Annotated in this window: 14 protein-coding genes; 2 read left to right on the top strand and 12 right to left on the bottom strand. The window is 59.2% G+C overall.

What is annotated here, in order from left to right; all coding sequences use genetic code 11:
• Positions 1 to 2 precede the first annotated feature (2 nt).
• The 10 genes from AB5Y84_RS03355 to AB5Y84_RS03400 form a co-directional block, all read right to left on the bottom strand.
• A complete protein-coding gene (locus AB5Y84_RS03355; protein WP_368176371.1) occupies positions 3 to 1,271 on the bottom strand; it encodes an OmpP1/FadL family transporter in 1,269 nt (422 codons plus the stop codon).
• Positions 1,272 to 1,523: 252 nt separating this feature from the next.
• Positions 1,524 to 2,810 (bottom strand): outer membrane protein transport protein, encoded by a 1,287-nt coding sequence (locus tag AB5Y84_RS03360; protein ID WP_139741171.1) that lies wholly within the window; start codon positions 2,808 to 2,810, stop codon positions 1,524 to 1,526.
• A 402-nt stretch (positions 2,811 to 3,212) separates the two neighbouring features.
• On the bottom strand, positions 3,213 to 3,992 hold the full coding sequence (locus AB5Y84_RS03365) for a DUF3379 domain-containing protein (RefSeq protein ID WP_118853799.1): 780 nt from the start codon (positions 3,990 to 3,992) through the stop codon (positions 3,213 to 3,215).
• Positions 3,985 to 4,584 (bottom strand): sigma-70 family RNA polymerase sigma factor, encoded by a 600-nt coding sequence (locus tag AB5Y84_RS03370; RefSeq protein ID WP_005333245.1) that lies wholly within the window; start codon positions 4,582 to 4,584, stop codon positions 3,985 to 3,987. The genes AB5Y84_RS03365 and AB5Y84_RS03370 overlap by 8 nt, the downstream gene beginning before the upstream one ends.
• Positions 4,585 to 4,597: 13 nt before the next feature.
• Positions 4,598 to 6,109 carry a hypothetical protein gene (locus tag AB5Y84_RS03375; protein WP_368176372.1) on the bottom strand — a complete coding sequence of 504 codons (1,512 nt, stop codon included), beginning with the start codon at positions 6,107 to 6,109 and terminating at the stop codon, positions 4,598 to 4,600.
• 20 nt (positions 6,110 to 6,129) lie between these two features.
• On the bottom strand, positions 6,130 to 7,581 hold the full coding sequence (locus AB5Y84_RS03380; RefSeq protein WP_368176373.1) for a VWA domain-containing protein: 1,452 nt from the start codon (positions 7,579 to 7,581) through the stop codon (positions 6,130 to 6,132).
• Positions 7,572 to 8,564: a VWA domain-containing protein gene (locus AB5Y84_RS03385; protein WP_368176374.1), complete on the bottom strand. Its 993-nt coding sequence runs from the start codon at positions 8,562 to 8,564 to the stop codon at positions 7,572 to 7,574. The genes AB5Y84_RS03380 and AB5Y84_RS03385 overlap by 10 nt, the downstream gene beginning before the upstream one ends.
• Entirely contained in the window at positions 8,561 to 9,100 is a 540-nt protein-coding gene (locus AB5Y84_RS03390) for a DUF4381 domain-containing protein (RefSeq protein WP_368176375.1), read from the bottom strand. The genes AB5Y84_RS03385 and AB5Y84_RS03390 overlap by 4 nt, the downstream gene beginning before the upstream one ends.
• Positions 9,085 to 9,987: a DUF58 domain-containing protein gene (locus AB5Y84_RS03395; protein WP_368176376.1), complete on the bottom strand. Its 903-nt coding sequence runs from the start codon at positions 9,985 to 9,987 to the stop codon at positions 9,085 to 9,087. The genes AB5Y84_RS03390 and AB5Y84_RS03395 overlap by 16 nt, the downstream gene beginning before the upstream one ends.
• Positions 9,978 to 10,928, bottom strand: a complete 951-nt coding sequence (locus tag AB5Y84_RS03400) for an AAA family ATPase (protein ID WP_368176377.1) — start codon at positions 10,926 to 10,928, stop codon at positions 9,978 to 9,980. Before AB5Y84_RS03400 ends, AB5Y84_RS03395 begins: the two co-directional genes overlap by 10 nt.
• A gap of 182 nt (positions 10,929 to 11,110) precedes the next feature.
• On the opposite strand from AB5Y84_RS03400, the gene fadI reads away from it, so the two are divergent.
• Together fadI and fadJ are read left to right on the top strand one after the other, a co-directional pair.
• On the top strand, positions 11,111 to 12,421 hold the full coding sequence (gene fadI, locus AB5Y84_RS03405; protein WP_368176378.1) for an acetyl-CoA C-acyltransferase FadI: 1,311 nt from the start codon (positions 11,111 to 11,113) through the stop codon (positions 12,419 to 12,421).
• A complete protein-coding gene (gene fadJ, locus AB5Y84_RS03410; RefSeq protein ID WP_368176379.1) occupies positions 12,421 to 14,568 on the top strand; it encodes a fatty acid oxidation complex subunit alpha FadJ in 2,148 nt (715 codons plus the stop codon). Before fadI ends, fadJ begins: the two co-directional genes overlap by 1 nt.
• Before the next feature lie 168 nt (positions 14,569 to 14,736).
• Here fadJ and AB5Y84_RS03415 read toward each other — a convergent pair whose 3' ends face one another.
• Together AB5Y84_RS03415 and AB5Y84_RS03420 are read right to left on the bottom strand one after the other, a co-directional pair.
• Complete coding sequence (locus tag AB5Y84_RS03415) at positions 14,737 to 16,257, bottom strand: SpoVR family protein (protein ID WP_005333227.1); 1,521 nt, start codon at positions 16,255 to 16,257, stop codon at positions 14,737 to 14,739.
• 9 nt (positions 16,258 to 16,266) lie between these two features.
• A complete protein-coding gene (locus tag AB5Y84_RS03420) occupies positions 16,267 to 17,538 on the bottom strand; it encodes a YeaH/YhbH family protein (RefSeq protein ID WP_005360363.1) in 1,272 nt (423 codons plus the stop codon).
• Positions 17,539 to 17,551: the final 13 nt, after the last annotated feature.

The raw sequence follows: 17,551 nt of genomic DNA on the forward strand, positions 1-17,551 counted from the left end.
ATTTAGAAGAGATAGCTCAATTGTGCACCAGCCAGCCAGGCATCCCCTTCAGAAGTGCCCTGGAAGGTGGAGGTCGTCATCGGATTACCCGGTTGCAGCTCCATTTTTTCAGTGACATCCACCTTTTTGCCATCGATCAGGGTCAGCCCCAGATCCACGGTCAGGTTGGGCGTGAACTGATACCCCATTCCCAGGCTGTACCAGAGCCGATCGGCATCCGGGATGGAAATGGTACGACGATCGGCTGGCACCGGGCTGGCGTCATAGGCCACACCGGAGCGCAGTTGCCACTTGGGAGTGACCTGATAGGTCATACCGATGGCGTAGCGCCAGCTATCTTCCCAGTGCTCGTCCTTGATGTGCATGTTCTGCAAATTGTTGAGATCAGCTTCCAACTGAACGAATTTGCTCCAGTTGGTCCAGTTCAGGCTGCCGTGGATAGCCAGCTTGTCAGTCAGCTGATGGAATGCCGCCAACTCTGCTGTCGCTGGCAACGGCAGATCCAGACTGCCGGTATCTCTGATCTCGGTAACGGAGCCATCTGCATTGGGTCGGCCCACGATAGCATCTCCCGAGAGGGTCAAAGTGACATCGTGACGGTAGGATAGGCCAATTCGGGTTTGTTCGGACAACTCCAGCAAGGTGCCGACATTCCAGCCCCATGCCCAGCCATCCCCTTGCAAATGTTTTGCGATCAGGTTGCGAGAAGGGAAGGTGCCACCGACTTCGCCTTCGCCCTGAATAGCAGAGATCCCGGCACCAATTGACCACATCTCATTGAGGCGATAGGCGAGTGAGGTACCCAGATCCATGGTCTTGATATCGGAGACATTGCCAAAGTGTCCCGCGCTGTAGTTATCCGGCATCTTGACGCCAAGACCGTAGTAAGAGGTCGCCGAGAAGCCGAGTCGCCACTGCTCATTGAGTGGAATGATCAGATAGGCGTTGGGAACCCAGGCTGCGGCGGCGATATCGTGTGCACTGGCATCGGAGGTGACGATGCCGGCTTTGGTCGGCAAGCGGGTGTTGCCTTCAATATTGACGTCAGGACTGACATAGATGACTCCGCCAGAGAGCGCCATCTGATCGAAGCGGGTCATGGCTGCTGCATTGCGGGAGAGCACACTGGCGTTATCCGCGATGGCGGCCTCACCTGCAAAGGCGCGCCCCAGGCCTGTAGCGGACTGTTCAGCCAGCTGGAACCCGGCGGCATGAGTCTGACCCGCGATCACCAGCAGGGCGATGGCGGACGGTTTGATGATGGGATGCATGGCAAAATCCTTGCTGTTACCCGAAGGTTCAATCGGTCATATGAATGGAGGCAGGATTTTATATGGTATGACCAGTAAGGCAACGGTAATGGCCAGTATCTGGATAAAACAAGATTAAATGCTGGGATGATGCACTCTAATAGCTTGATTAGAAAAGAAAAATAAACACGTGTGTGCTACATGTGTGCGCTGAGATGGTTTTGTCGAATAAAAAAAGAGCGCCTGACGGCGCTCTTTCAATTCTATCAATAATCAGAACTTCATGTTGAACTGGGCAGAGGCCAGGAAGGCGTTGCCGTGGGAAGTACCTTTCCAACGGAGGCTGTCGGAGTGGCTACGCAGACCTTCGTTGACGTCAACTTCTTTACCGTCCAGATAAGCCATACCAAAGTCAACGCTCATATCGGTGTTGATATGGTAGGTGGCACCGGCGCTGTACCAGATACGGTCAGAGTCGGGAATGCTCAGGCTGCGGTAGTCAGCTTCGATCGGGGTGTTGTCATAGGCAAAGCCCATGCGAGCTTCCCATGCCGGGTTGATATACCAGGTACCGCCGATGGAGTAGCGAGTAGAATCTTTGAACTTCTCATCTTTTTGCAGACATACGCCGCCAGCACATTGGCTGCTGGTTGCTTTCAGCTCCTGGAAGGCGCTCCAGTCAGTCCAGTTTACAGAGTAATGAACAGCAAACTGCGGGCTCAGGCGATGGTAACCGGCGAACTCGGCTTGTGCAGGCAGATCCAGCTTCAGGTTGCCATCCACTGTGCGATTCAGTGAGCTTGCGCCTTGGAAATCACCGTCAAAGCTCATATCGACTTGTGAACGGTAGGTCAGTGCGAAGCGATGGTTTTCATTGACTTCATACAGGGTCCCAACGTTCCAGCCAAAGCCCCAGGTGTCGCCTTTCAGGTGAGCCAGACGAGTATCTGTCGGCAGCGGGCCACCTTTGTCAGGAGGATTCAGCGGACCCAGCAGACCGGCATAGCGGTTGAGTTCGGCGGCACCGTAAACGGCGTTGATACCAGCACCGACACTGAAGTGTTCGTTGACACGATAGGCAATGTTCGGGTTGATATTGAAGGTCATCAACTCGGTATCGCCAGCACCGGCACCAGCCGGGAAGGTTTTGGAGTATTCGGTGGAGAGACCGTAGTTGGAGAAGATGCCAATACCCCAAGCCCACTGGTCATTCAGCGGCTGAATAAAGTAGGAGGCGGGAACGAAGGCTGCCGGAGCAATACCACTTTCGCTGGCTGGAGCCATTTTGTTCGCGCCAGCGTAAACAGCACCATCCACATCGACATCCGGTTTGATGTAGGTGCCGGAGACAGAAACTGCCATCTTGTCGAAGGTGGTCATGGCGGCCGGGTTACGGGCCAGAACGGAGGCGTTGTCGGCAATAGCGGCTTCACCGGCATAGGCGCGACCCAGACCAGAGGCCGAGTGCTCGTTCAACTGGAATGCCGCGGCATGGACTTGACCGGTGGCCAGCGCGATGGTGGCGGCAATCAGGCTCTTCTTGAAAATAGTTGTCGTCATGGTGTTCTCTCTTGTAGGCAGATTTTTTTGCCGATATTGGCTGCACGTTCAATGCAAACCTCGACAAAATCCGTTTTTATTTCAGCTTCTTCCCAATCAATTCTGGCGTGATTCTATGGATCTGGTAGGAGGTAAGAAATCAGACCAGTGACAGCAGAATACATAAAAGTGATCGATGTGTTAATCATTTGTTTTAACTTGCTGTTTAATTCATCATTTTGAGGGTCTAAAGGTGGATTATTGACCTGGATTGCCGATCTCCGTCACAAAAATAATTTTGTCAATTTTTCGAAATCTTGAGGCAAATGAGTGACAAAGGGGAGTAATCAGGGGGGGAACAGGCAGCGGCTGGTGACCGCCGCCTGCTATTGAGGATGGCTCTGAGGTTGTTAACCGGCGATGTTAAATGTCCCACTGCAGACGTGACTGCAGAGCGTTGGCAACGGGGGCAAGTGGCTCTTTCATCTCGCCAATCAGTACCATATTGGCGCCTTTGAGCTGGACTATCTCCCCTTTGAGGGTGCCATCTTCAAAGGTGGCCTGTTGCAGGGTTAATGGCACATGTTTGGGCACTAAAAAGAGAGTGACAGGCCCCATTTTTCCCTGGATCACCATGTGCAAGGCCGGTCCCTGATAAAACGAGCAGTGATTGACATAGGTCACCTTGAGCCCATCCATCCCGCTTAAGGTGGCACCATACTTCTCCATCTTGGCATTGATGTTATGCAGATTGACCTGCTCATCGACACCTTCAATAAAGGGTTCTTCGCCATAGACATGAGCCATCGCCACCTGTGCGAGGGAGAGGGCCGCAGGAGCCGTTTCTGGCAGCGTGATCCAGCGGGTGCTCATTCCCAGCAGGAAGGCGACCGATGCAGCCAGGGCGATCTGGCGCCAGGATGTCGATGTCCGGAGCTTGACTGGCGCCGTGCCAAGGGGGCGGGATGGCGGCAAATCATCTGGCGCGTCACTGTCTTGCTGCATGGCTTGCCTGAGCAGGATCCGCTCGGCCAGTCCGGCTGGGACCTCTACCTGCATGGCGCGCTTGAGGGTTCTGTCGAACTGCTTCATCTCGTCGAGATAGTTCCGATTGGCCTGGCTGGCGTCAGCGGTTCTGAGAAAGTCCGGTTGTTGATCGTTGGGCTGGATCATGGCGTTGCGGCGAAATTCGAGTTCATCCATGTCCGTGTCCTCTTGCTTGGTTCTTCTGCTCCATCGCCTCCTTGATCTGGTTGCGGGCGCGAAACAGGCGGGTCATAACGGTGTTCTTGTTGAGGCCGAGCATCTCGGCAATCTCCTCACCACTGAATCCTCCCACGACTTGCAGCAGCAGTGGCTCCTGGTACTCCTCGGGTAACCGGGCGATGTGACGGTGCAACCACTCGTTCTCCATCTCCTGCTCGCTGTGCAGCGCATCGTGCTGGGGTTGAGGGTGATCGTCGAGATCCACCAGCTCCAGCTGTTTACGTTCAAAGCGGCGGGCGTTCTCCCGTCTGAGGATGGTGATCAGCCACCCCTTGGCCGCCTTGTCATCCTGCAGGGTGTCGATAGCCTTCCAGGCACGAAGGAAGGTCTCTTGCACCAGATCTTCCGCCACGTTGGGATCCCTGGTCAGCCAGTAGGCATACCGGTAGAGATCGCCATGTAGTGCATGAACCAGTGCTTCAAATTTGGTTTGTTTGTCAGCCATGGGATCAGAGACCGGCGAAGTGGCCGGATCATTTCCACCAATATGCTGCTGAGCACGTTTTTTTCTAAAAAACAGCAGTGCCATAGGGCAATCCTTGTCAGGGGGCGTGGCGGCGGGAGCGGGAACTCCCGTGCGCCAGCAGGTAAATCAGGTACGCAATACCGGCCATTTCATCAGCCCTGAGGGTACGCGCCAGAGCGCGCCACTCGATGGGCGGGCCAGAAGAGGGCCGTGCAAAACAGGCTCGCTCGAGTGCGGCGAGCCCGTTGCCGAGCCGATTATGCCCAGTGTCGGGCAACTGGCCTAATTGATAATAGGAGACCTGCCAGCGCAAGGTCGCCCACTTGATCAGCGCCTTGCGACTGGCATCCGGCTGGTGTTGGGCAAGGGCACGTTGTAGTTGATAGAAGGCTCGCCAGCGGGGCCAGTGGCGCCATAGCGCACGCAGCGTTATGGCCAGCACGACCCACCAAAGGCTCTCTCGCAGTGCCATCTGTGATGTCTGCTGATCAGGTTGCCGATTTGTCGTTGCCTGAAACGCCAGCGTGATGGCAGGGAGGCTGGCCTGCTCAATCCGGCCACTTTGGGTATTAAACCAGGGCAGATCAATGGGGGGCAGCTGGTAGTCGCCGCTCTGCTCCGCGACCAGAGTCTGGCGCCACTGTCGCTCAAACAGCAGCTTGCCATCTCGGTAACGCTCCTGCTGTTGCTCGCCATCGGGATGTGCCTGTATGCCGTTTGGCAGTTGATGGGCCATCAGGGGGGCAAGCTGTATCTGGCCGCTGTCACCATTCTCCATGGTCAGGGTGAGGATCCGGATCAGCGGTTCACCCACTTCCCCCGTGGAGGCCGGTTCAAGCCGTTGACTCAGGGTCAGCCGGGTGGCCACTGGCGTGGCGGGGGCTTTGTCGACCCGAACCTCGAGTGGTGCCGCGCGGGCCGAGAGTTTTTGCGGCTTGCTCCCTTGCTGCGTGAGCTGCCCCTGCAAGCGGGGTGAGTCGAGGTGCCAGAGTCCCGGCGCTTTTGCCTGAACGAGCCAGCTGCGGGTGAGCCTGCCGGGCAGACCTGCCTGAGCGGGGGCGATCCACTCGTCGCTACCGAGGCGACGGATGGTGAAGTGGGCAGAGCTAAGCTCGCTTAGCGCCGGGTTTTGCATACTGGTGGGCAGCCACAGTGTCAGCCGGTAGATCACCGGCTGGCCGGGATAGAGCGGGCCCTGATGTTCAAGGCTGGCCTGCATCTCGAGGGGCGAGGGGGCTGCGGGTTGCGGCAGTGCCGCTGTTTTCACCTCTCTCAATGGCAGGGTGAGCGAGGGGGTAAACTCATTTCCCAGCTTGAGCGGGGCAATCACCATCTCGGTATTTGCAGGTGAACCGCTCTGGTGCAGCGGGATCTGCCAGCGAGTCAGTTGTTGTACCGGGGTGGTGACCCGGCTTATGGTCACTCTGCCCACCGCAAACTGGCGCAGTAAGGGGGTGAGCTCAAGCTCGCTGCTCTGGCGCTCGCCATCCGCTTCGATGATCAGCAGCCAATCGCTGGGGTCAGCCCCCGGCAGCAGCTCTGCCCGGGGGGGCAAGGCCCAGCAAAGTGGACTCGCGAGTGCGAGCAACAGCCCCCATCCTGCCCGCGTCACCAGGGCTCCTCCACCTTGATAAGATCCCGGCGCAGCGCCTCTTTACGCAATCGCTGTTCGAGCAGCAACACCGGGGGAGAGGGGGGCAGGGGCATTGCCGTCGCCTGCTGAGTTGCCGATGGTTCGGGTTGCTTGCTGTTGCTGGTATCGGGAGCAGCCGCCGCAGCGCCCTGTAACAGAGAGAGATTATAGAGCGCATCTTCATGCCCGGGTTCGAGCGCCAGAGCGGCCAGATAGGCCTCCTTGGCGGCCGCAAACTCCCCCAGTTGCAGCAGGGCATTGCCGCGGTTGTAGTGGGCGGTGGCGCTCGTCGCTTCCTGATAGGCTGAGATAGCTTGTCGGTAAGCTCCGGCCCGATACCAGGCGTTGCCGCGCCAGACTGGATCGTTGAAGGTATGGGCAGCCCGCTGAAAATCCCCCTCTTGATAAGCCTGCATCGCTTGCAGATCCCCCCTCTCTGTTGCTTGCAGATCTTGTGGCGCAAGCAACTGAGCTCCCACCATCAGTACCATCATCAACCGGGCGCCGACTCTGGCCAACAAGGCCAGTGGTAACAAGGGGATCAGCAGCCAGGGGCCAAGATCCAGTGGTGCCGGGGTGAGGGCCGAGGTCGTGGTGGGCAGCGGTGCAAAGCGGGGTGCGTCGCTGCCAAGCCACTGCAGCTCACCACCGAGACGATTGGCCAGTGCGGCAATGGCCTGACTATCGGGGGCGGGCAACCGCGCGGGCATGCGGGTGGCAAACCCCAACTCATTGGCCGGAATGGCGGGTATGGGGGCCGGTTGACCGCTGCTGGCAAGCAGAATATCGAGGCGTGCCGACTGGGTGTCGCGGCAAAGAAGGCGTTGTTGGCAGGGCCACAGGGCGGCGATTTGGGTCATCTGATTCTGGGTGAGGTCGTCGGTGATCAGCAGCAGACGCGCTTGTTCTCCAGGGGCCAGCTGCTTCATGGCAAGTTCCACCGCCCGTGCCGGGTTGCTGCCCTGCAACGGCATGATATCGGGGCGCAAGTCGGGCAGTAGCAGCGAAAGGGCCTGATGATCCCGGGTTGGCGGCATGGCGAGGTAGGCGTCGCCTGCGTAGAGGATCAGCGCAATGCGCTCGCCCTTGGCGCGGCTCAGCAGCTGCTGTAATTGCCATCTGACCCGGGTTGCCCGATCCGGTTTGAGATCGGTGGCGGTCATCGAGCGTGACAAGTCGAGCAGCCAGATATCGAGCGGTGCCGCGGGCTGCTGTTGCAGCTCACCGCGCAGTGCGGGACCACTCAGGGCCAAAATCACGGGCAGGGTTGCCAGCCAGAGCCAGGGGCGTTGAGGACGGGAGGCTGGCAGCAGATAAGCCTGCATCGCAGGTGCGAGCAGCGGGGGCTGGCGACGACGGTGCCACCCTTGCCAGAGCCAGGGGATGAGTGCGATCAGCCACAGGGGGCGGAGCAAGATCAGCTCCATCTGCGCGCGCCTCGTGCCAGCCAGTTACGCACCATGCGAAACTCCAGTCTGCAGTGTCCTGATGGCAGAAGCAGCAAGCCACAAAGCAGTGCCAACGGCCAGGGGTAGAGCTCGATCACCGGCTGGTACTGGGCAATCGGCATGGGGGCAGGTTCAAGGGTATTGAGGGTCGCATTGATGGCATCGAGATCGCTTTGGGTTCGCGCCCTGAAATAGCGCCCCTGTCCTGTTTTTGCCAGCTCTTTCAGGAGCGGTTCGTCCAGTTCGCTGCTGGGATCGGCCTGACCGCTGCCTGCCTCATCATAGGGTTGGATAAAGGTATCGGGATCGGCCCCGACCCCCAGCGTGTAGATCCGTATTCCCTGCGCTGCGGCGAGTTTGGCCTCCTGTAGCGGGTCGGCATTGCCTGCGGTATTGCGGCCATCAGTGACCAGCAGCAGGGCGGTGGGGCGACGAAGATCCCCATGCTGACGTGCCAGCTGGATCGCCTCGCCAAGGGCGGTGGTTCGGCCGACCAGATCAAAATCGAGCTCGTCGCTCAAGGTCAACAGCGCCGGGATCTCCTGAGTGAGGGGAGAGAGCAGATAGGCGTGATCGGCAAAGACGATGAGGCCCACCCTGTCTCCGGCACGTTTGGCGATCAGCGCCTTGATCTGCTGGCGAACCGCCGTCAGCCGTGCTTGCTGCTCGCCGTTATCGAGCATATCAGGGGTGCGCATACTGTCTGATAGATCCACCGCCAGCAGCAGATCCCGACTCCCTTCATATTGGATCACCGGTTCTCCCCACCACTGGGGACGGCAGAGGGCGAGGATAAGGGCGCACCAGAGCAGCATGGCGCGCCAGAGCGGTAATCCTGCCTGAGGACGCAGCAGCGCAAACCCGGGGTGAGCCAGATAGCCGCGGCGCAGGGGCGGCAAGCCGAAGCGCACCAGCAAGGGCAGCACCAGCGCCAGCGCAAACCAGGGCCAGGCCAGGATCATGGATGCCTCCGCGCGACTTTACGCCCAGAGCGGGGGGAGCGTTGCAAGAAGAGGGTTTGACCCCAGCGGCGATAATGTTGCCGAAGCTGTTCGCTCTGCTCGCTGCTCGGCTTCTGACTGCCATAGAGCCAACTGCTCCAGTGAGACGAAAACTGGCTAAAATTGCTGCCGCCGTGACGATCGACGAAGGCGAGCCACGCCTCTCCCTGAAGCTGGCGCGCCTCGGGCCAGCGTTGCAGTGCTTCATGACGCAGGGCCTCCTGTATGCGTGCCACCAGCAGCGCCGGATCTCCATCCAGCTGGCGACACCAGCGGCAGTAACGTATCACCCTGCGGGCAATCAGGACGATCAGCAGCAGCAATAACGCTGTGATCAACAGCCACAATAGCGCCAGCACTCTGGGGTCAAGACTCTGTTCAATCAGATCCGGCCCCGGGTGGATGTCTCGCATCAGGGCGGCCAGCGGCGGGGTGATAGCCTCCGAGGCGGGACTGGCGCTGTCGAGTTCGGCGGGCGAGATCATCCCTGATGACATAACCCCTCCTGCCACTGCTGTTGCAGCGTCTGGCTGTTATCGAGCAGATAGAGACGCTGCACCAATGGCAACAGCAACTGTTTGCCGTGGGCCAACTGCTGCTCGGCGGCATGCCGGTAGCGCTGGGAGAAACCGGCATGGCCTCCATCCAGCCAGCCCTGATAGTGCTGCCCTGGCCGATCGATGGCCACTGGCAGCTGGCCGTCAGAAGGAAGGGCAGCCTCGAGGGGGTCACGGATCTGCCAATAGTGAATATCGTGGCGACGGGAGAGCAGTTGCAATTGCTGACAGAGCACAGACTCGCAGGGTCTGTGATCGGTGATGATCGTCAGCTTGGCTCCGTGAGGCAACTTCACGCCAGACAAGGTGTCGGCCAGCGAGTGAGAAAGCGCCCGGCGGGCCAGCCCTTGCTGATAGTGATGGCAGAGGGATTCGAGCAGGGGCAGCACGCTGCCGCGCTGGCTCTGGTGATGGGGGATAAGCCCGTGGCAGATTAGGGTGTTGTGCTGCTTCTCCCCTTGCCAGATCAAGGCTGCCGCCAGCTCGCAGGCGAGGCGCGCCTTGAGCTGCAGTGTGGAGCCGAAATACATGGCGGGAGAGAGATCGAGCAGCAGCCAGTGCGCCTGATCCAGCTCCTCGCTATAGAGGCGGGTATAGGGACGACCGAGGCGTGCGGTCACTCGCCAGTCGATATGGCGTACCTCGTCACCAGCCTGATAGGCGCGCAGCTCTCGAAACGTGAGTCCGGGAGATCGGCCCGGTTTGCCGCGTTCGCTGTTGCTTCTGCCCGCGTGAGGTGGCTTCCTGGCCTTGGCCCATAGCCGGATACTGAGCAGCCGTGGCAGCGACAGGACGATATCGGGATGCAGACCGGGATCTAGGGGCATGGCACCTGATCCAGCAGTTGGGCGATCAGGATATCGTTATCCAGATTGTCTGCCAGTGCCTGATAGCTGGGTATAAGGCGATGGCGCAGCACAGGATAGGCTTGCAGCTGGATATCTTCCGGCAGCACATAATCTCGTCCGGCAAGCCAGGCTCGGGCGCGGGCGGAGCGAGCCAGCCCCAGCGTAGCCCGAGGGCTGGCCCCCACGGCAATCAATGGCTCAAGGGCAGGGCAAAGACCACTGCCCGGGCGAGTGGCGCAGACCAGCTCCACCAGATAGTGCTCCAGTCTGCTTTGCATGGTCACCGCCAGCACTTCGCTGCGGGCATGCTGCAAGCTGGTCTGACTCAGTGTCACCGGCGCCGCGCCAAGCTGTTCGCCGCTGGCGTTGAGCTGCAAGATGGCGAGCTCCATCGTGGGGCTCGGGTAATCCACCATCAGCTTGAGCAGAAATCGGTCGAGCTGGGCCTCCGGCAGGGGATAGGTTCCCTCCTGCTCGATGGGGTTCTGGGTGGCGGCGACCATAAAGAGAGGCGGCAGTCGCCAGCTCTTTTTGCCTACGGTGATCTGGTGTTCAGCCATGGCTTCCAGCAGCGCTGATTGTACCTTGGCCGGCGCCCTGTTGATCTCGTCCGCCAGCACCAGATGGTTGAAGAGGGGGCCTGGCTGGAATACAAAACTGGTATCCTGCGGGTGAAACACCTCGCTGCCGGTGAGATCCGCGGGAAGCAGGTCGGGGGTAAACTGGATACGGGCAAAGCGCCCCTCAACGGCGCCAGCCAGCGCCTTGACTGCGCGGGTTTTGGCCAGCCCGGGGGCCCCTTCGATTAACACATGTCCTTCACATAACAGGGCAATCAGGAGCCCTTCAATTAGCTCCTCCTGCCCCAGGATCTGACTGCCAAGATAGTCCCTAAGCGCTCTGAACTCCGCCGCTGCCATGCGATAAACCCGTTGTTTTTATGGAAGTTGATCTTTTTATACTCCAGTTGCTTCCCAAGGGCGAGCAAAGGGGCCTTGCCGCGCTTAATTTAGTTTCAATCAGCTGTATGAAACTTGTGATTGGATTGTTAAGATGTGGCGCAATGAGGTCAGACCTCTGCCTTTTAAACCAAGGAGCCAGGATGAAACAGCCATTGAAACTGACGACTCGCCAGGGCGAACGGATTGCCGTCGTGGCGGGGCTGCGTACCCCCTTTGCCAAGCAGGCCACCGCCTTTCATGGCGTGCCAGCAGTCGATCTCGGCAAACTGGTGGTGAGCGAGATGCTTGCCCGTACCGATCTCGATCCCAAGCTTATCGACCAGCTGGTGTTTGGTCAGGTGGTTCAGATGCCGGAAGCCCCCAACATTGCTCGCGAGATCGTGCTCGGTACCGGCATGAGCGTCAATACCGATGCCTATAGCGTCTCCCGCGCCTGCGCCACCAGTTTCCAGGCGGTGGCCAACGTCACCGAATCCATCATGGCCGGTACCGTAGACATCGCCATTGCCGGTGGGGCTGACTCCTCCTCCGTGCTCCCTATCGGAGTGAGCAAGAAGCTGGCCCGTGCCTTGGTGGATCTCAACAAAGCGCGCAATCTGCAGCAGCGCTTCAATATTTTGCGTCAGCTGCGGGTCAAGGATCTGCTGCCAGTACCGCCTGCCGTGGCGGAATACTCTACGGGACTTTCGATGGGACAGACCGCCGAGCAGATGGCCAAGAGTCACCAGATCAGCCGCGAGACGCAAGATGCGCTGGCTCACCGCTCCCACACTCTGGCCGCGCAGGCGTGGGCTGATGGCAAGCTCAGCGGTGAGGTGTTTACCGCCCATGTACCGCCTTACAAGTCACCGCTCGAGCGGGACAACAATATCCGTGAAAGCTCGGATCTGGCGAGCTACGCCAAGCTCAAGCCGGTGTTTGATCGAGTCCATGGCACAGTCACTGCTGCCAATGCCACCCCGCTCACTGACGGCGCCGCTGCCGTGCTGTTGATGCGGGAAGGGCGAGCCAAAGAGCTGGGCCTCGAACCGCTTGGCTATATCCGCAGCTTCGCTTTCTCGGCCATCGATGTCTGGCAAGACATGCTGATGGGGCCCTCCTATGCCACGCCGCTGGCGCTGGACAGAGCCGGCATCACGCTCAGCGATCTGACCCTGATCGACATGCACGAAGCCTTTGCCGCCCAGACCCTGGCCAACCTCAAGATGTTTGCCAGCCACGAGTTTGCCCGTGACAAGCTGGGCCGCGATCAGGCCATCGGCGAGGTGGACATGGAGAAGTTCAACGTCCTCGGTGGTTCGCTGGCCTATGGCCACCCCTTTGCCGCGACCGGTGCGCGGATGATCACCCAGACCCTGCACGAGCTGCGTCGTCGCGGTGGGGGACTGGGGCTCAACACCGCCTGTGCGGCGGGTGGATTGGGCGTGGCTATGGTGTTGGAGGTTGAATGATGAGCGCTAAGACTTTTTCCCTGGATGTTCGCAAAGATGGCATCGGCATCCTCACCATGGATGTGCCGGGCGAGAGCATGAATACCCTGAAAGCTGCCTTTGTCGAGGAGATCCGCTCCGTACTGGCCGAGGTGAAACGCAACAAGGATTTGATCGGTCTGGTGATCACCTCCGGCAAGAAGGACTCCTTCATCGCTGGCGCTGATATCACCATGCTGGCCGCCTGCACCAGTGCCAAGGATGCCGAGACCCTGTCGCGGGAAGGGCAGGAGATTTTTGCCGAGATCGAGGGGCTGACCATCCCGGTGATCGCCGCCATTCACGGCCCCTGCCTCGGAGGCGGGCTGGAGTTGGCGCTGGCCTGTCATGGTCGGGTGGTGACCGATCACGGAAAATCTGTGCTGGGATTGCCGGAAGTTCAGCTCGGTCTGCTGCCGGGCTCTGGCGGTACCCAGCGTCTGCCGCGCCTTATCGGGGTGGCCAAGGCGCTGGATCTGATGCTGACCGGTAAGCAGGTGCGGGCCAAACAAGCCAAGAAATTGGGGCTGGTGGACGATGTGGTGCCGCCGTCAATCTTGCTGGATGCTGCCATCAAACTGGCCAAAAAAGGTAAACCGCGTCATCAATTGAAGCGGGATCTGCAGGGCAAGGTGCTTGAGACCAACAAGCTGGGTCGCAAGGTGCTGTTCGATCAGGCCAGCAAGGGGGTGAAAGCCAAGACCCGTGGCAACTATCCGGCGCCGGAGCGGATCCTCGAGGTGGTGCGGATCGGTGTGGAGGAGGGGATGAAGGCCGGTCTGGCCGCCGAATCCCGCCACTTTGGCGAGCTGGTGATGACTGCTGAGTCTGCCGCCCTGCGTTCCATCTTCTTTGCCACCACCGAGATGAAGAAAGAGGTCACCTATCAGGGGGCCGCGCCGCGCAAGGTGGCCCATGCCGCCGTGCTGGGCGGTGGTCTGATGGGGGGCGGCATTGCGTTCGTCACCGCTACCAAGGCGGGCGTGCCGGTGCGGATCAAGGATGTGGCAAGCGCCGGGATCGGCAATGCCATGCGCTACAGCTATGACATTCTGGCCAAGAAACTCAAGCGCCGTCACATCTTGCGCAGCGAGCTGGAAAAGCAGATGAGCCTGCTGACCGGCACCCTCGACTATTCCGGTTTTCACAGGGTCGACATGGTAGTAGAGGCGGTGTTTGAAGATCTCGCGCTCAAACACCAGATGGTGAAGGACGTGGAGCGCGAGTGTGGTGAACACACAGTGTTTGCCTCAAACACCTCCTCCCTGCCTATCAACCAGATTGCGGCAGAGGCGGCGCACCCGGAGCGAGTCGTGGGGCTGCACTACTTCAGCCCGGTGGACAAGATGCCGCTGGCGGAGATCATCCCCCACGCTGGCACCAGTGCCGAGACGGTCGCTACCACCCTGGCTTTTGCCCGCGCCCAGGGCAAAACACCCATCGTGGTGAAGGACGAAGCCGGTTTCTACGTCAACCGCATCCTGGCGCCCTACATGAACGAAGCGGCGCGACTGGTGCTGGAAGGGGAGCCGGTGGAGGTGCTGGATAGCGCACTGCTGGACTTCGGTTTCCCGGTTGGCCCCATCACCTTGCTGGACGAGGTGGGGATCGATGTGGGCGCCAAGATCTCCCCCATTCTCGAGAAAGAGCTGGGCGGCGAGCAGTTCCAGGCGCCCAAGGCGTTCGACAAGCTGCTGCAAAATGATCGCAAGGGACGCAAGAACGGCAAGGGCTTCTACCTCTATGGCAAGGCGGCTCCGCGCAACAAGCTGACCGGCAAAGAGGGCAAGAAGACGGTGGACGAGAGCGTCTATGGCGTGCTCGGCATCAAGCCTTCTGCCAAGCTGGCCCGTCAGGAGATCGCCGAGCGCTGCGTGTTGCTGATGCTCAACGAAGCGGCGATGGCGCTGGATAGCGGTGTGGTGGCGTCGGCCCGTGATGGTGATATCGGCGCCATCTTCGGCATCGGTTTCCCGCCTTTCCTTGGCGGCCCGTTCCGCTACATGGACACCTTAGGAATTGATCATCTGGTTGGCCGTCTGGAGTATTACCAGAAGCGCCATGGCGACCGGTTTGCCCCCTGTGCCCGCCTCAAGGCGATGGCCGCAGAGCAGCAGACCTTCTACTGATAACTGCTGCCGATTGACCGCAAGGCAAAGAGGCCCGCACCCCATGCGGGCCTCTTTCTATGTTGTGGCTTGTTCGGGTTGTACGGCTTGGGCTGCGCTCATTCTGGCAGAGGCGGCCGATTAAAAAATGGCCCACCGAAGTGGGCCGTCGAGATATCACGTCACGGGTCAGATCCCCGGTTTGCGCTCCGGGCAACGACCTATGATATCTGCAGGCAGATCACCGTTATCCTGCTCCAGCACCACATCGAATCCCCACAGCTGATGCAGGTGTTTGAGCACCTCGTGGCGTGAGTCACCAAGAGGGATACGGTTGTGGGGAACATAGCGCAAGGTAAGGGAACGATCCCCTTTTACTGCTACGTTGTAGACCTGAATATTGGGCTCCAGATTGCTCAGGTTGTACTGGGCCGACAAAGTATTGCGCACCTGACGGTACCCCTCGTCATTGTGGATGGCGGAGACCTTCAGATAGTTCTTCAGATCGTCGTCATCAATGGCGAACAACTTCATATCCCGCATCACTTTGGGACTGAGGAACTGGCTGATAAAGCTCTCATCCTTGAAGTTCTGCATGGCAAAGTGGAGGGTTTCGACCCAGTTGCTGCCGGCATAGTCGGGGAACCAGTATCTATCTTCCTCGGTCGGGTTCTCGCAGATGCGGCGCAGGTCGGTAAACATGGCAAACCCCAGCGCATAGGGGTTGATCCCCGAGTAGTAGCGGCTGTTGTAAGCCGGTTGATAGACCACGTTGGTGTGGCTGTGCAGCACCTCCATCATGAAGCGATCGCTCAGCTTGCCCTCGTCATAGAGGTGATTGAGGATGGTGTAGTGCCAGAAGGTGGCCCACCCCTCGTTCATCACCTGGGTCTGCTTTTGCGGATAGAAATACTGACTTATCTTGCGCACGATACGCACCACTTCACGCTGCCAGGGCTCCAGCAAGGGGGCATTCTTCTCGATGAAGTAGAGAATGTTCTCTTGGGGCTCTGCGGGGTAGCGCCTGTCCTCCACCCCTGCCGCTTTATGCTGCTTGGGCAGGGTACGCCAGAGCTCGTTGACCTGAGTTTGCAGATAATCTTCCCGCGCCTTCTGACGCCGTTTCTCCTCTGCCATCGAGATCTTCTGGGGTCGCTTGTAGCGATCCACCCCGAAGTTCATCAGGGCATGGCAGGAGTCGAGCAGCTGTTCCACCGCCTCGATGCCGTGTTTCTCTTCGCACTGGGTGATGTAGTTCTTGGCAAACAGCAGGTAGTCGATGATGGAGGAGGCATCGGTCCAGGCCTTGAACAGGTAGTTGTTCTTGAAGAAGGAGTTGTGACCGTAGCAGGCGTGGGCCATCACCAGCGCCTGCATCGGCATGGTGTTCTCCTCCATCAGGTAGGCGATGCAGGGATCGGAGTTGATGACGATCTCGTAGGCCAGTCCCATCTGGCCACGCTTGTAGTTGCGCTCGGTATGGATAAAGCGCTTGCCGAACGACCAGTGCTGATAGCCGATGGGCATGCCGACGCTGGAGTAGGCATCCATCATCTGCTCGGCGGTGATCACCTCGATCTGGTTGGGGTAGGTATCCAGCTTGTAGAAACGGGCGACCCGGGCGATCTCCTGGTGATAGGTCTCCAGCAGATCGAAGTTCCAGTCTGGTCCGTCATCCAGTGGCGCTACACGTTTTTCTGTTTCGATCATGTGACCTCCTCACGCCGCTTGTTTCTTGAACAGCTCGCGGAACACCGGATAGATATCCTCGACTTTGCGAATGTGCTCCATCGCAAAGTGGGGGAACTGGCTGGCTACCGACTCATATTCGTGCCACAGGGTCTGGTGGGCACGGGTGGTGATCTCGATGTAGGAGTAGTACCGTACCCTTGGCATGATGTCCCGCGCCAGGATCTCCCTGCATTGCGGTGAGTCATCAGCCCAGTTGTCACCGTCAGATGCCTGCGCCGCATAGATGTTCCACTGGTTGGCGGGGTAACGCTCGTTGATGATGTCGTTCATCATCTTGAGGGCGCTGGAGACAATCGTGCCGCCTGTCTCCTGGGAGTAGAAGAACTCGTGCTCGTCCACCTCCTTGGCCTGGGTATGGTGGCGGATATAGACCACCTCGACGTTCTTGTAGGTCCGGCTCAGGAACAGATAGAGCAGGATATAGAAACGCTTGGCCATCTCCTTGGTGGCCTGATCCATGGAGCCCGAGACGTCCATCAGACAGAACATCACCGCCTGGCTGGAGGGGACGGGCCGTTTGACGAAGTTGTTGAACTTGAGATCGAAGGTGTCGATAAACGGCACCGCATCGATCCGTCGTTTCAGCTCCCTGATCTCCTTCTCGAGCAGGGCGATCTCGGCAAAGTGTTCGTTGGGATCGGTGGCCAGCAGGGCCAGCCGATCTTCCAGTTCATGCAGTTGGCGTTTCTTGCCCGCTTGCAGCGCCATGCGACGTGCCAGCGAATTTTGCAGGGAACGCACCACGTTGATGTTGGCGGGCACCCCGTTGGAGGTGTAGCCCGCCCGATAGGTTTTCACCTCCATCAGCTGATTGAGCTGGGTTTTCTGCAGCCTGGGCAACTCCAGATCTTCAAACAGCAGATCGAGATACTCATCCTTGGAGATCTGGAACACGAAATCATCGGCCCCTTCCCCCTGATTGGATGCTTGTCCCTCGCCGGAACCCTGTCCGCCGCCTCCTCCTTTGGGACGGTCAATCTTGTCGCCGGAGACGAACTGATCATTGCCGGGATGCACCATCTCCCGTTTACCGCCGTGCCCCTGATGAAAATGGGGCTCGCCGATATCCTTGGTCGGGATGCTGATGCTCTCGCCCTTGTCTACGTCCTGAATGCTGCGCTTGGAGACAGCATCCGAGACCGCTTGTTTTATCTGCTTCTTGTAGCGGCGGATGAAGCGCTGCCGATTGACAGCGCTTTTGTTTTTGCCGTTGAGCCTGCGGTCGATAAAATGCGCCATAACTCCCCCTTGA

The sequence above is a fragment of the Aeromonas sp. s11 genome (assembly GCF_040907945.1).
In the GTDB taxonomy this organism is placed as follows: domain Bacteria; phylum Pseudomonadota; class Gammaproteobacteria; order Enterobacterales; family Aeromonadaceae; genus Aeromonas; species Aeromonas veronii.